We start from the raw sequence: 14065 nt of genomic DNA, 5'->3' as shown, positions 1-14065 counted from the left end.
GAAAAATTTTTGCTTTGAGATTCAAGGTTTAGTGTCCGTGTCATCCAGCAGGATTCTGATGGCTGGCGTATAATCATCGTCAAAATGACCCTTGCGGACCGACCAGATGAATGCTCCCAGGAAACCAATCGCCACAAGCAGACTGGCGATAATTAAAATATAAAGGGCGCTCATGACTTTCGGATTGTGTTATTTGATACCCCAAAACTACCGGATGGGGCTTCGCTGAACGATGACATTTGACCTGCATTTAACTGATCTTAATCAGTTTTTAAGCCATTTCCTTGCTGCAAGGTTGCTGGCGGCGGTTGTGAATAATACGATGGTGATAGAACTGACCGGCATCAGGATGGCGGCGATCACCGGCGACAATTTTCCTGAAACGGCAAAGGTTAATCCAAGGATGTTATAGAACAATGAAATTCCAAAACTGACCTTGATGATACTTTGACCGGACTTTGCCAGTCTGATAAACGCAGGCAGACGGACAAGCTGATTTCCTTCGATAATGGCATCACAGGCAGGGGAAAAGTTGTTGATGTCGTCAGAAACAGCTAGTCCCACATCGCTTTGTCGGAGTGCTCCGGCATCGTTTAATCCATCTCCTATCATCAAAACATTCCGGTGGTCTTGAAGTTGTAAATGTTCAATAAACCGCAATTTTTCCTCTGGTTTTTGTTCAAATAAAAGATTGGATTCAGCGCCAAAAACGGGTGTCAAAAGCTGCTTGTCCGTGGGCTTATCTCCTGACAAAAGATAGGTGTCAAATCCGGATTTTTGCAAACGCGAAACAGTATCATTTAATTCCGGACGATATTTGCTTTTTAAGGTAAAGTATCCCCTGATTATAGCGTCGATAGAAACGTAGACGTGAGAAGCGTTATCTGATTTTTCAAAAAGATTTACGCTTCGGACCCATTTTGCAGAGCCCAGTTTTACCTCCTTTTTGCCCCACATCGCGCTCATGCCTTGTCCCTCAGATTCTACAAACGCTGTGAGTATACGTTTGCTGGCATTGATATGGTCAAGCTCTCTGACCAGCATTCTGCTAAGTGGATGTGACGATTGGGAAGCCAGCGTCTTAATCATGACCAATTCTTCGCTTGTTAAACTTTTCCCGATAAACGCTACTTCCGCGTCATTAATCTGCGTGATGGTCCCGGTTTTGTCAAATACCACCGTATCAATTTTGGACAGCCTTTCAATGGCATGCGCATTTTTTGGATAAAAGCGGTTTTTTCCAAAAAGACTCAATAAATTTCCGTTCGTGAAAGTAGACGACAAAAGCAGTGCGCAAGGGCAGGCAACGAGCAGACAGGTTGTAAATGCGTTAAAAGCGGTTTCCGGATTTTTTAAAATAAAAAACCAGCTCAGGAATGTAATAACCGCAATGCCTAAAACGATCACAGAAAAATACTTGTTAATTCGTGCAGCGAGCGTTTGATTCTGGTTTTCTTTTTCACGGGAAAATGTGTCGTTGTTCCAGAGCTGTGTAAGGTAACTTTGGGAAACTCTTCTAAGTACTTCCAGTTCAACAGACAAACCTGTCTGTTTTCCTCCTGCGTAGATGGTATCACCTTTTTTCCGCTCAACAGGTTCGGATTCTCCGGATACAAAGCTGTAATCGATCAAAGCTCTTGGGCTCAGCAAAACGGCGTCGGCGGGAATCAATTCCTGATTTCGAACCAGCATTTGCTCTCCTGGTTGAAGTTCTGTGATCGGGACGCGATTTTCTATTCCGTTTTTGATAACAGTTACTGCAACAGGGAAATAAGATTTGTAGTCGCGATCGAAAGAAATCCCGGCATAGGTTTTATCCTGAAAATACCGGCCAATCAGCATGAAAAATACGGCACCGGCTAAGGAATCAAAATACCCTGGGCCGGTCTGGCTGATAATTTGATACAAACTGGTAATAAAAACACAAAGCAAAGCCAGGGCGATCGGTGCGTCGATATTCAGATATTTCCCTTTCAATGCAGACCAGGCAGATTTGAAAAAATCAGCGGCGCAATAGAAAAATACGGGAAGGCTCAATACCAGATTCAATACGCTGAAAAGATATCCCAGATTTTCGTCGGAGCTGCTTTCACTTAAATGAAAATATTCGGGAAAGCTCAACATCATGATGTTACCGAAAGCAAAACCAGATATACCGATTTTGTATAACCTTGTCCGGTTCCATTTCCTGATCTGTTTTCCCTCGACATCATTTAAACTGATGTAGGGTTCATAACCAATCCGGGTAATCAATGCAGCGAGTTCGCTCAGTTTTATTTGCTGCGAATCGTAGGTGATCCTTACTTTTTTCTCGGGGAAATTTACAACGGAACTACGAATTGCCGGATTCAGTCTGTTCAATTGTTCCAGAAGCCATATACAGGAACTGCAGTGCATTTTTGGAACAAGCCAGTTGATGCGGGCGAGTTTTCCATCTGTAAATTCGAGCAACTTGTCCGCTACTTCGGGTAGATCGAGATAATCATATTTGCCCGGGAAGTAAGATTCATCCGGAGAAATTCCCTGCGCACCGTCAATTGTATAATACCGGCACAGGTCATTTTCTTTCAAAAGGTCGTAAACAACAGAGCAGCCATCGCAGCAAAATTCGTGTTCATCAAACTGGATAACATCGTCCCTGCATTCTTCCCCGCAATGATAACAGGTGTGCTTTTCGTGAATTTCTTTTTCGAGCGTAGTATTTTCACCGGGTTTCATAATCGAAGGAAGTTGTCATCTTGTTGAAAAACAGTATTTTAGATTGCTGTTGGGTGTAATCTTACAGTTATCAAAAACAATAGTCAAATTTGGTGGATTAGGCCGGCTGAGAAGATGACCTGAGAGAGGAATACTCATGACTTTGGTCAGTATTTCCTTTTCGTCAGCAAAAATATTCTATCAGGATCCACGCTGTTTTCATTTAATCTGGTACATTTAAATCCTTAGCTCAAAGTGCTCTTTCAGATGCCATCGATCAAAAAACTTCCGACGCCGATTACGATATTAATGCTTGTCATTATTCTGGCAGCCGTTGCAACCCGGTTTGTGCCCGCCGGGAAATATGACACCCTTGCTTATAGTTCAGGAAGTAATTTTCAGCTGAGCAAAACGAACCAGGAGCTTACCTTGCCATTCACACAACATACGTTGGACAGCCTTGATGTGCTGATTAAGCTTGAAAAATTTAAAAATGGAGATATACGGAAACCGATTTCTGTTCCAGGTAGTTATCATCGACTGCCGCAAAAAACACAAGGAATTGTATCGATTGTACAGGCCCCGTTAAAAGGCATTTATGATACAATTGATATCATCCTTTTTGTGCTGATGATTGGTGGTTTTATCAATGTTTTTTACTCAACTGGTGCGATGGACAGAGGATTGATCGCTCTTTCTTACCGAATGAAAGGGCAGGAAGCCTGGCTCATTATTGTGCTTACTTTTCTCTTTTCTCTGGGTGGATCCTCTTTTGGAATGGCAGAAGAAGCGCTTGTTTTTTATCCGGTACTAATTCCGCTTTTTCTTGCGGCAGGTTACGATTTGCTGGTTCCCGTCGCTGTGATTCACGGAGGAAATACGCTGGGTTATTTGTCGTCATTCTCCAATCCATTTTCAACCATTATCGCTTCAAATGCGGCGGGGATCAACTGGGCTGACGGGTTATACGGAAGACTGGCCGTCATGGTCATCACCACTTCCATCTTTGTTGTCTATGTTGTCAGATATGCCAAAAAAGTTAAAAAAGATCCTGCGACATCCCTTGTATACCGAACAGATGGTATTGTCAAATCGCCATATCCGTCAATAAATGAAGCTGATAAATTTCCTGAATCTCTTGATCGTCGCTCGGGTTTTTTGATTCTGATTTTCGCCGCGACTTTTTCAATCTTGATTTTTGGCGTAGTCGTTCTGGATTGGTGGTTGCTGGAAATGTCTGCGATATTTGTGGTGGCGTCCGTCGTTGTGGCGCTGGTGATGCGGATGGGTGAAAAAGAATTTATCGAAAAGTTTATCAAAGGTGCTGAAAGTCTGTTGGGGGTAGCTTTCATCATCGGCGTCGCGAGAGGAGTGACAACGATTTTAGATGCCGGAAACATCAGTGGATCTCTTTTGTATTACGCTTCAATGGTGGTAAGTCAAATGCCTCCGTCGTTATTTATTGTTTCGTTGCTAGTCGTTTACATGATTCTGACTCTGGTAATTCCTTCATCATCAGGTATGGCCGTTGTTACCATGCCGATACTAGGGTCACTGGCGGTTGTAGCAGGAGTTCCCGGAAAAGATATCGTGAACAGTTATTTATTCGGCATGGGCATTATGGGATTGATCACACCAACCGGCATGATTTTGCCGTCGTTAGCACTGGCCAACGTCAGTCCGAAAGCCTGGTGGAAATTTATCTGGCCTATGATTCTTGTCTTGTTTTTGTTTTGTGCGATCTGGCTGGTTATTTAATTATATATCCTTTTTTGATAAACATTACTCCTGATAAATTTCCCGAAAAACCATTTCCCAAAGATTATAGTATAATCTTTTTCAAAGTATTTGTCCATGTTTACCAGTGTGCGGGCTTCTACACTGCTTAACATTCCAAAAAACAGATACATCGATTTTATCAACATTTTTTGCCAGAATCTGGTCTGATATTCCGGCGGAATGAAATCGGTATACAGCCATAATCCATTTGTTTTTAGTATTTTATGAATATGTAAAAACAACTTTGAGACATCACTTTTTGTAAACAGATCAAAGAAAAACGGCGTGATGACGATATCAAATAATGTCCTGGAATGATATGTTTCAATATTTTGATGAATAAAAAAAACAGTGTTTTCTCCAATATTTCGCTTTCTTGATAATGAGATCATGTTCGCAGAAGCTTCGACATAAACGATGTTGAGGCCTGTATTATGTATTTTAGATATTTCTTCCAAAATCCAGCCTGTTCCGCCTCCAACGATTAAAATATTGCTGTTTTCCGGAATATGGTTCAGCAAACTAACCTGCGATTCAACCAGTGCATTTCCGAAAACCAAACGACTGAGGAAGTCATAAGGACGCGCAACACGATTAAAATCAGGACTCTGTGACATTTTGATTAATGAATAAATTGAGAGCCGGCGATGCCGCAGATTGCTTTAACCAATAGTAATCCGTCAATAACAATGAGATAATACATAATATTTTTGTGCCGCAGCATTGTCCACGCAACAGCCAGCATGAGCACAAATGGGATCAGGTTAAAAAGTAACACAATGGGTTTGAAATGCATGAAGTTTGCAAAAAACAACAGAGAGATTAAGCCAACCAGCAGCAGTGGCGTCAGTACAGAAAAGATCGTTTTTTTTAGACCATATCTTACCACAAATGTTTTCAGCTGTTGGTTGGAGTCATCTTCGTAATCTTTCAAATCAAACATAATGGCATTAACTGTGCAGAACATCCAGTTTTTCATGAAAAGCCAGGACATGAGAACCGGGTCGACGTAGTAATTTCCACGTTCTATCTGCAGAATAACCAGCGGTAATAAATTTACACAACAAGCCCACACAAAACCGATGATAAAAGCTTTCAGCCAGCCGGTGTTCCTTAGATTTATTTTTAAAAACGACAGACCATAATAAAAAATGGCAGCCAGAGAAACGACGGCTACAATGAGCCAGTATTTAAGAGGTAAATGTAAAATGTTATGGTAATACCTTGTGAGTAAAACCATGGATAAGGATATACAGATCGCTAATAATATGGGTTGGCTGTAACGAATAAACTGATAATGTTTTGCATACCATATTGTTCGTGGATTGACAGATTCGGTAGTACTTAATATTCCTGAATAGGCGTAGGTGTAGTACATCACCGTACCAAAAAACAACAGCAAATAATAGTAGGCAGAATTAAAATGCAGCTGTAACTGAAAGGCAGATTCAATGGAGAGCGCCACTGCCAGGGTGCCGACAAAGTAATTTCCAAAAAATATAAATTCGACAACTTTTCTACCCACCTTAATTCCAGTTTCCGTATTTACTATGTCTTATCCGGCGAATTATTTTGCTCAGATTCGAAAGTATTGATGTTTTTGGAAATATATAAATTTAAAGTTGGGCAGCCGGGATTATACTTGAAATGTTTCGAATGAATTCAGGTCTTTCTTTTTTTCTTTTTAGCAGAAGGGAAAAGTACATTATTTAAAATAAGGCGATATCCGGGCGAATTAGGATATAAGTGAAGGTCAGTCGCCATTCTCCGGTTTCCTCCGCGGCGCCCTTCCGGGTCATGACCGCCATAAAATGTCCACTGACCGCGGCCAAGTTCTCCGTAAATGTATCGGTCCGAAGAACCGCTTGTTCCCATCACCAGGACGTTTGGTTTAACCGTATTTTTACTGAAAGCATTGGTCTGACCGAAAAACTCGCGTATCAGATGTTCATGATTCTGCACCAGCATGGCAGGAATGACGTCCCATTTTGCAGAAAAATCAAAAAGCGAAAAATAGTCTTCATTTTCGCTATACCATGATCTTCCACCGGTGGCATTAATATCTGAAAAAGAGCTTCCCTGCTCCTCATTGAGGTGAAGTTTGAAATTTTGAAAGGCAAAAGTTTTGGAAAAATCCAGCTTCGACTGTGCGTCGGGATCATGTCCGTCGCCGTCGATATCATCTACAATATCAATTCCCTCTGCCGAAAGGGCGATATCAAAAGTTTCGGCACCAGAACACATGGCAAACAAAAATCCCCCGCCGGCGCAAAATTCCTTGATCGCTTTGGCGACGGCCAGTTTCATTTGCGAAACTTTGCCATAACCGTAACGATTCGCAATAGCCTCCTGAGCCTTGACGTCATTTTCAGACATTCGTCTTAAATTTCGACCAAACTGGCCTGTAAAATCTTCATGATGTAAATGCACCCAGTCATATTTTGGCAAGTCGCCTTTCAGGATTTCCTCATCGTAAATAATTTCAAAAGGTATTTCCGCATATTTTAAAACAAGCAAAACCGCATCAGTATTTTCAAATTCGGATGGACTTATTTTTACAGGAGAATACACGGCAATTTTTGCAGCGGTATGCAGTTTGATCACTTCCATATTCACATCCGGATCCGCAATTTTTGAAGTGATCATTTGGCTGGAAGCGTCTGAGATGATCTCAAAAGAAATAGCGCGAAGCTTGCATTCATTTTCAACCGCTTTCGAATACCTGACCATAAAACTTCCGCCGCGATAGTTGAGAAGCCAGTCGACGTCCATTTCGTCTTTCAGAAGAAGATAAGCCAGGCCATAAGCTTTTAAATGATTGGTTTGGGTCTGATCCATGGGAATCAGTATAGCGTTCGCCAGGCAAGCCGACGAAATAAAAACCAGGAGAATGGATAAAAGTTTTTTTACCATAATCAAAACCGGTACATCACCCAATTTGGAAAGCTGAGCAGACTCAAATTTAACGAATAAAAACTAATTTATCCACTTGAAATTCAGAGGTATAAATTATTTCTTCGAACGTTATGATCGAATTTCCAGGGATACCGGACAGCCCTGTCATAAGAACATCTATATCAGATTTTGATATCACAGTTGCCGGCTCCTTGAAGTTTATTAATTTTGGGCTATGAGTAGTCCGGTTCAGATTCCATTTAAAAGTTTGGTCATCATTGACCGCCTTCTTGATACGCCCATTTATCTTCAGATTGTACATCAGTTGATCAATGCAATTCAGCGCGGCGTGCTTATTCCCGGAATTCAGCTGCCTGGTTCAAGGGCATTGTCGCTGGAATTGACGGTTCACCGGAAGACAATTGTCTCTGTTTACGATGAACTAAATGCGCAGGGCTGGACAGAAATTATTCCAAACAAAGGGACATTTGTCAGTAGTAAATCACCTGCGAAGCGATCAGATTCATTAAAATACAATACCGAATTTCTGACAAGTTATCCCTCCAAAACCGGATTTCATATCCGACAAAACATATTACTTGACATACCGACGGTAAGCACAAATGCCAAGCTGGAATTTACCGATGGTCTTCCCGATATCAGGCTTGCTCCGTTAGACAGACTTTCAAAAGTTTATGGAGGCATTCTGAAACGAAAAAGCAGCCACAAGCATTTTGGTTATTCTCATGTTGAAGGCAATGAATTTTACCGGGAGACACTGGCTAATTATTTGAATAATACACGGGGTTTGCATATCAACAAGCAAAATATTTTGACGACCAGAGGTATTCACATGAGCATTTACCTCGCCGCTAATTTGCTTATTGATAAAGGCGATCTTGTTGTTGTGGGCGACCTGAGTTATTATGTTGCCAATATGATTTTTCAGGAAGCCGGGGCAGGAATTCTTTCCGTACCCGTAGATGAGGACGGGATTTCTGTGGAAGCGATCAAAAAGCTCTGCGAAACCAGAAAAATAAGAATGCTATACCTGACCCCACATCATCATTATCCTACGACGGTAACGCTCACAGCTGAACGCCGGCTGGAATTATTGAGTCTGTCGGTCCAGTATGGGTTTATTATCCTGGAAGACGATTATGATTACGATTTTCACTACAATAGCAGCCCCGTGTTACCGCTCACCAGCGCGGATCGGCATGGGATGGTGGTTTACATCGGATCGTTTTGTAATTCACTGGCACCAGGATTTCGTTCCGGATATTTGGTAGCCCCGGAAAATCTGATCCAGGAATTGGGGAAGTTACGTAGAATAGTGGATCGTCAGGGTGATATGCTGATGGAACAGGCTCTGGGTGAATTATTGGAAGAACGTGAAATTCAGCGCCATCTAAAAAAAGCCGTTAAAATTTATCAGGAAAGAAGAGATTGTTTATGTCGGTTACTTTCCTCAGCGTTAGATGAATATGTGACTTTTACTTCTCCATCGGGTGGACTATCCATCTGGACAAAATGGGATCCCGCTTTAAATCTGATGCGGATCAGCAAAAAATGCGCAAGCCAAAATCTGCATTTACCTCAAAAACTTCTGTACCAGACGGAAAGTGTAACGGCAATGCGCCTGGGTTTCGGTAATTTGACAGAACCTGAGATGACACAGGCGATAGACATTCTAAAACATGCACTGAAAACAAGTTGACAATACCGACTAGAATCAATCTTCACTGGATTTACCCTTTTCGTCTTTCGTGACGATCCGCGATAGCCATCCTGCCAGTAGAAAGGGAGATAGAATTAGCGAAGTTACAATGGTGGCAACAAGCCAGATCAGAGAAATTATGCCCCTGATGAAAATTTCTATAATCTTATTCATTATTACAAGGAGGTAGCTCAACGGTTAAGCAGTTGTATCGTAGTAATTTATGGCTAATCGCAGGAGGGACTGACCAATTATGAAATTTCGCGTTGAGTAGGTGGCAGGCTGTATTTTTCAAATGTAATAAGAAATAGGCGCATTTTAAGCTTATCCGGTGTTATGATAAATTGCCATTAAGAAATGGTAATATGCCGGGTAAAAAAATTCGATTTTGATTAAGATGTTGTTATAGTATAATTTTATATTTACATCTTTTTATTGTTATGATTTAAGTTGGTTTGTTGATATTTATAGTCATTATTTTTATAGAATAAATTCTAATCATATATTTGCCTGATTATAACCCTAAACTCTCCCAAAAAGTGAAGAAATACTTGTTCGCACTCTTTGTTATGCTTAGTTCATTTAAACTAGTTCAAGGTCAGGATATTATTGTTAAACATAATGGTTCAAAACTCAATGCCAAGGTAAATTATATTACGGAAAGCACGATTGTGTATACGGAACCTGAGAATCAAAATTCGTCGAAGTTAGGAAAGGCAGAAGTTGAAAAAATCATTTATAAGTCCGGTCGTATTGAGCCGATAAGCCAAAAAGTAGAAATTCGTGGTCAGGAAGATTGGCAAAAAATTATTCTGACAACAAACCCCCTATTGGTTGTTGGCTTGATGAAGAAGGGTGAGATCAAGGTGAAATCAGGCCGCCAGGGTCATGGGATAGCCAATTTTGAATCGCACGACATGGAAAAAATGAAGAAACAAGCTGCGGGCATGGGAGCCCATGTGGTAGTAGTTGATGGATATGACGGGCGTGCTGAATTCAGCAATCAAAAAACCGAAACAGTTGCCGCTTACGGCTACAAATAATTTACAGCTATCATTACGTAAAAGGGGTACTTTCATAGAAAGTGCCCCTTTTACGTATATGCGTTACAGTGTCAAATTTATTTGAACCGGAACTTGTTGTAAACATTCCTATAACCATGTACATCTTATCAATTCCTACAATAAAGAATAGAAAGATTTTTTCAGGCGAATTTTTCAGACGAACTTTCGTGGTCCAAAATATAATTCCTGGCATGCATCTGATCGTTGAAAGTCGCCGAGCCGATGGCAGGTAGCGCAATGAGAAATACTTTACAGAACAACTAAATTTGATCTGACAATTTATGCGGATTCTATTGTCGCTATGTGTTATTTCAGTTTCACTTTTTAGAAATTGCTTTACCATCCAATCCAGGTATAACGTCAATCATAGTATTTTCTCATTATAAATCGTGAAACTGTCTTAAAATGTACTACTTTTGTGCCTTTATATAAAGAACATCTGATACCGAATTGAAATTGTATTTTGCTCTGCCGGATAAATTGCCATCCGTAGAAAAATTATATTCGGTTTGAAGTGAATTATTTCACGGAAATAATGTTCTCTATAAATAAATTTATGAAAAAAGGTTTCAAAATTGTTGAGTTGCCCGGGCAGAAAAGCCGGAAAGTTGCAGGAATAAAGCAGCAAGGGCACAGAACGGCAAATTTGAAAAGATATGAAACTCCTGATAAGAATCTGACTGTCAGGTTTTTTTGTAATGTAATCTCTGCTTTTTCTACTTCGCAGATTGAATTTAGATCCTCAGAATACGTTTTTATGAAATTTTCGGAAGAATATGCTGACGTTTCGTCTGCTCCGGAAATAACATCCTCTTTTAAATTAAAACTTCAAAATGCGACGCTTGCCAGTTTAGGCTGTCAGACAAATTTATCGGTAAAATCTAATATTGACCATGCAGCGATGCATTTTAAAAGGCAGATTCTAACCGAAATTGTGTTTACGGCTAAGGGCGTCATAAAACCTAAAAAACAAATAAAATGGCTCAGTATTTAAACGAAACATCAAGGACTTTTAGCGAATACCTGTTGATTCCAGGTCTGACAACCAAGGAATGTGTTCCTAACAACGTTTCTTTGAAAACCCCGCTAACCAAATTCAGTAAAGGACAAACATCTGATATTGAACTTAATATTCCTTTTGTGTCGGCGATCATGCAGTCAGTTTCTGACGATGGAATGGCGATCGCGCTGGCTAAAAACGGAGGGCTTTCTTTCATTTTTGGCTCACAAGGCATTGAGGAGCAGGCGGCAATGATCCGGAAGGTGAAAAATCATAAGTCTGGTTTTGTTATCAGTACCGCAAATCTTACGCAGGAGCATACCTTAAAAGATGTCATTCAATTAAAAGACAAAACTGGTCACTCGACAATCGCGATCACGGATGACGGAACTGCCGAAGGAAAACTTTTAGGGATCGTAACCAGCCGGGACTACCGCACAAGTACCGACAGACTGGATAAAAAAGTGAAAGAGTTTATGACACCTTTCGCAAATCTTGTTACCGCGCAACTGGGGATTTCTTTAAAAGAAGCCAATGATATCATCTGGGATCACAAGTTGAACAGCTTGCCAGTAATTGACGAAAACAACAATTTTAAATTTTTCGTCTTCCGTAAGGATTACGACAACCATAAAGACAACCCGCTTGAACTTTCGGATTCTCAAAAGAAACTGGTTGTTGGAGCTGGAATTAATACACGTGATTACAAAGAAAGAGTTCCGGCTTTGGTTGATGCTGGTGCTGATGTGCTTTGCATCGATTCTTCTGACGGATTTTCAGAATGGCAGAAAGAAACACTTCAATATATCAAAGCTGAGTTTGGTGATAAAGTGAAAGTGGGCGCTGGAAATGTTGTCGATAAAGACGGATTTTTATATCTGGTTGAAGCAGGAGCCGATTTCATTAAGGTTGGCGTTGGCGGCGGTTCAATTTGTATTACCAGAGAAACAAAAGGTATAGGCCGCGGTCAGGCGACGGCCCTGATCGAAGTGGCTGAGGCTCGTGATCAATATTTTAAAGAAACCGGAGTTTACGTTCCATTGTGTTCTGATGGAGGAATTGCACAGGATTATCACATGGTTTTAGCCTTGGCGATGGGTGCCGATTTTCTGATGATGGGAAGATATTTCGCCCGTTTTGATGAAAGTCCGACACGTAAATTAATCGTTCAGGGGAATTACGTGAAAGAATATTGGGGAGAAGGCTCCAACCGGGCACGCAACTGGCAGCGTTACGACATGGGCGATACAGCAGACGGATTGAAGTTCGAAGAAGGCGTCGACAGTTATGTTCCATACGCCGGAAGTTTGAAAGATAACCTGGCTGTTACCGTTGGTAAAATAAAATCGACCATGTGCAGCTGCGGAACAACTTCAATTAGTCTGTTAAAAGAAAAAGCTAAAATCACATTGGTGTCTTCTGTTAGTATCGTTGAAGGCGGTGCTCATGATGTGATCGTTAAGGAATAACAACCGTTACTCCGATTATATAAAAGAAAGCTGACTGGTAAATGCCGGTCAGCTTTCTCTGTTTTAATCAGGAACCTATTTTGTTACTTGTCGCCGCATCATTTCCGAACCCTGTTTTCATGTAGGAGTTTGGAAAATTGAGGTGGCTGACAATATTAATACGTATTCGGGTAACCGTAACACCAGTCCGCTGCAAATATTACTGGTCGATGAGGATTATAAATTTTATTAGTCTGACCCGGAATTTTATTAAATATCTTTGAAATGCGGGTCGAAAAAACCTTCCCAAATCTCGATCGCTTTTTCAATGGTATCCGGTGGACTTGATAAGTAATCTTTGATTTTATTCAGGTTTGGAGATGCGGCATGACTTGATGATGCTTTCACCAGATTTACCAATAACCGGTCAATTTCAGAAGTATCCTTTTGCCAGTTTTTGCTGTATTTCGTATACCATTTTTCATTCAGGAATGCAAATCCATCGTAAGCGTAAGCATTTACAATTCCGTCGGGGTCGATGATGACTGCTTCGGTTGGGTATTCTCTTTCGAGCTGAGCGTATTTATCATTAAAACTTGCGGTCCCTTCTCCTAATATTGCGATGTTTCTAAGCGATTTGATCATAATCCAGAAGCAAATAATTTACAGATTTCATTTAGGTGTTTGTCAGTAGTAAGGTACAAGACAATTATCATTCCCGAAAGTAGATTGAGGCATTTTATAATAAACTTGGTAAACGACTTATTCACATTACAACAAAAAGGGAACCTCAACTAAGTTGTGGCTCCCCTCGTTGGTGTTAATAGAGCGAGTTTACGAAAACCTTATGTATTTTTCGCGATATGTTTACCGTGTCCTCTGTTCTTGTTGAGTAAAATTTACAATACAGAATGCTCGTAGTTAATCACCTCATGGTATTAGGATACAAAAATCTTGCCTGAAACTATAAATTTGATAGGTATCTCGCCTGTAATTATATAAAGATATCTACTTTTGAGCAGTAGTCAGTTACAAATATACTATTACAATCATCCAAACACAAATACTACAAACTATTTCCAGATATTGCTTCTTCATCTGATAGATCTGAAAACAGGATCTGAATTATTTGTCGTGATTTAAAATGGATAAGTGGCTTTCAACACTGTGCGGATATGTTTTTGATTAATAGTTTTGCAATTATATTAGCTCAAAATCTTTTTCAGGTTTTTAATTAAAAATACCAATAAAATGCAGGTTTATTTCAACCCGGGCCGTAATTTTTATTTGGAGGTAAGTTTAATTTTTTTATTAGTTAACATCTTGAAATTCAGTTTTGTAAAAAGATAAATGTCCTCATTGATTGGTTCTGATAGTCGTGTAATCGCCGCTTGAAATCATTAAATAATTTCCGCTGATGGATCGAAATCTATCGTGAGTATTGTTACTTTTGAACCGTGCT

Annotated in this window: 12 protein-coding genes; 5 read left to right on the top strand and 7 right to left on the bottom strand. The window is 40.3% G+C overall.

Annotated features, from left to right (window positions below; genetic code table 11):
- Positions 1–21: 21 nt before the first annotated feature.
- Both ccoS and AC1XUO_RS12655 read right to left on the bottom strand, forming a co-directional pair.
- Complete coding sequence (gene ccoS, locus AC1XUO_RS12660) at positions 22–174, bottom strand: cbb3-type cytochrome oxidase assembly protein CcoS (protein ID WP_483330183.1); 153 nt, start codon at positions 172–174, stop codon at positions 22–24.
- Positions 175–264: 90 nt separating this feature from the next.
- On the bottom strand, positions 265–2718 hold the full coding sequence (locus tag AC1XUO_RS12655) for a heavy metal translocating P-type ATPase (protein WP_483330182.1): 2454 nt from the start codon (positions 2716–2718) through the stop codon (positions 265–267).
- A 246-nt stretch (positions 2719–2964) separates the two neighbouring features.
- Here AC1XUO_RS12655 and AC1XUO_RS12650 point away from each other — a divergent pair, with 246 nt between their 5' ends.
- Entirely contained in the window at positions 2965–4455 is a 1491-nt protein-coding gene (locus tag AC1XUO_RS12650) for a YfcC family protein (protein ID WP_483330181.1), read from the top strand.
- Here AC1XUO_RS12650 and AC1XUO_RS12645 read toward each other — a convergent pair.
- The 3 genes from AC1XUO_RS12645 to AC1XUO_RS12635 form a co-directional block, all read right to left on the bottom strand.
- Entirely contained in the window at positions 4452–5093 is a 642-nt protein-coding gene (locus tag AC1XUO_RS12645) for a class I SAM-dependent methyltransferase (protein ID WP_483330180.1), read from the bottom strand. The genes AC1XUO_RS12650 and AC1XUO_RS12645 overlap by 4 nt on opposite strands.
- A 5-nt stretch (positions 5094–5098) precedes the next feature.
- On the bottom strand, positions 5099–6001 hold the full coding sequence (locus tag AC1XUO_RS12640; protein WP_483330179.1) for a UbiA family prenyltransferase: 903 nt from the start codon (positions 5999–6001) through the stop codon (positions 5099–5101).
- 137 nt (positions 6002–6138) lie between these two features.
- Complete coding sequence (locus AC1XUO_RS12635) at positions 6139–7389, bottom strand: asparagine synthetase B (RefSeq protein ID WP_483330178.1); 1251 nt, start codon at positions 7387–7389, stop codon at positions 6139–6141.
- 217 nt (positions 7390–7606) lie between these two features.
- On the opposite strand from AC1XUO_RS12635, the gene AC1XUO_RS12630 reads away from it, so the two are divergent.
- A complete protein-coding gene (locus AC1XUO_RS12630) occupies positions 7607–9091 on the top strand; it encodes an aminotransferase-like domain-containing protein (RefSeq protein WP_483330177.1) in 1485 nt (494 codons plus the stop codon).
- Positions 9092–9106: 15 nt separating this feature from the next.
- Here the strand turns inward: AC1XUO_RS12630 and AC1XUO_RS12625 are convergent, their stop codons facing one another.
- On the bottom strand, positions 9107–9265 hold the full coding sequence (locus AC1XUO_RS12625; RefSeq protein WP_483330176.1) for a hypothetical protein: 159 nt from the start codon (positions 9263–9265) through the stop codon (positions 9107–9109).
- A 365-nt stretch (positions 9266–9630) separates the two neighbouring features.
- Here AC1XUO_RS12625 and AC1XUO_RS12620 point away from each other — a divergent pair, with 365 nt between their 5' ends.
- The 3 genes from AC1XUO_RS12620 (at position 9631) to AC1XUO_RS12610 (ending at position 12624) form a co-directional block, all read left to right on the top strand.
- A complete protein-coding gene (locus AC1XUO_RS12620) occupies positions 9631–10134 on the top strand; it encodes a hypothetical protein (protein ID WP_483330175.1) in 504 nt (167 codons plus the stop codon).
- A gap of 577 nt (positions 10135–10711) precedes the next feature.
- A complete protein-coding gene (locus tag AC1XUO_RS12615; RefSeq protein WP_483330174.1) occupies positions 10712–11149 on the top strand; it encodes a hypothetical protein in 438 nt (145 codons plus the stop codon).
- On the top strand, positions 11134–12624 hold the full coding sequence (locus tag AC1XUO_RS12610; protein ID WP_483330173.1) for an IMP dehydrogenase: 1491 nt from the start codon (positions 11134–11136) through the stop codon (positions 12622–12624). The genes AC1XUO_RS12615 and AC1XUO_RS12610 overlap by 16 nt, the downstream gene beginning before the upstream one ends.
- Positions 12625–12873: 249 nt before the next feature.
- Here AC1XUO_RS12610 and AC1XUO_RS12605 read toward each other — a convergent pair whose 3' ends face one another.
- The gene (locus AC1XUO_RS12605; protein ID WP_483330172.1) at positions 12874–13248 is read right to left on the bottom strand and encodes a hypothetical protein; all 375 of its coding nucleotides are present in this window, start codon (positions 13246–13248) and stop codon (positions 12874–12876) included.
- Between the last annotated feature and the right edge of the window lie 817 nt (positions 13249–14065).

The organism is Dyadobacter sp. HNCC25DJ186 (assembly GCF_056895235.1).
The sequence above is the reverse complement of the archived record's forward strand: the minus strand, read 5'-3'. Positions and strand labels throughout refer to the sequence as shown.

What these genes read in the sequence shown, in the direction of transcription:
- AC1XUO_RS12635 (WP_483330178.1), bottom strand. Translation starts at nt 7,389, where the DNA reads ATGGTAAAAAAACTTTTATCCATTCTCCTGGTTTTTATTTCGTCGGCT.
- AC1XUO_RS12630 (WP_483330177.1), top strand. Translation starts at nt 7,607, where the DNA reads ATGAGTAGTCCGGTTCAGATTCCATTTAAAAGTTTGGTCATCATTGAC.
- ccoS (WP_483330183.1), bottom strand. Translation starts at nt 174, where the DNA reads ATGAGCGCCCTTTATATTTTAATTATCGCCAGTCTGCTTGTGGCGATT.
- AC1XUO_RS12615 (WP_483330174.1), top strand. Translation starts at nt 10,712, where the DNA reads ATGAAAAAAGGTTTCAAAATTGTTGAGTTGCCCGGGCAGAAAAGCCGG.
- AC1XUO_RS12610 (WP_483330173.1), top strand. Translation starts at nt 11,134, where the DNA reads ATGGCTCAGTATTTAAACGAAACATCAAGGACTTTTAGCGAATACCTG.
- AC1XUO_RS12650 (WP_483330181.1), top strand. Translation starts at nt 2,965, where the DNA reads ATGCCATCGATCAAAAAACTTCCGACGCCGATTACGATATTAATGCTT.
- AC1XUO_RS12645 (WP_483330180.1), bottom strand. Translation starts at nt 5,093, where the DNA reads ATGTCACAGAGTCCTGATTTTAATCGTGTTGCGCGTCCTTATGACTTC.
- AC1XUO_RS12625 (WP_483330176.1), bottom strand. Translation starts at nt 9,265, where the DNA reads ATGAATAAGATTATAGAAATTTTCATCAGGGGCATAATTTCTCTGATC.
- AC1XUO_RS12605 (WP_483330172.1), bottom strand. Translation starts at nt 13,248, where the DNA reads ATGATCAAATCGCTTAGAAACATCGCAATATTAGGAGAAGGGACCGCA.
- AC1XUO_RS12655 (WP_483330182.1), bottom strand. Translation starts at nt 2,718, where the DNA reads ATGAAACCCGGTGAAAATACTACGCTCGAAAAAGAAATTCACGAAAAG.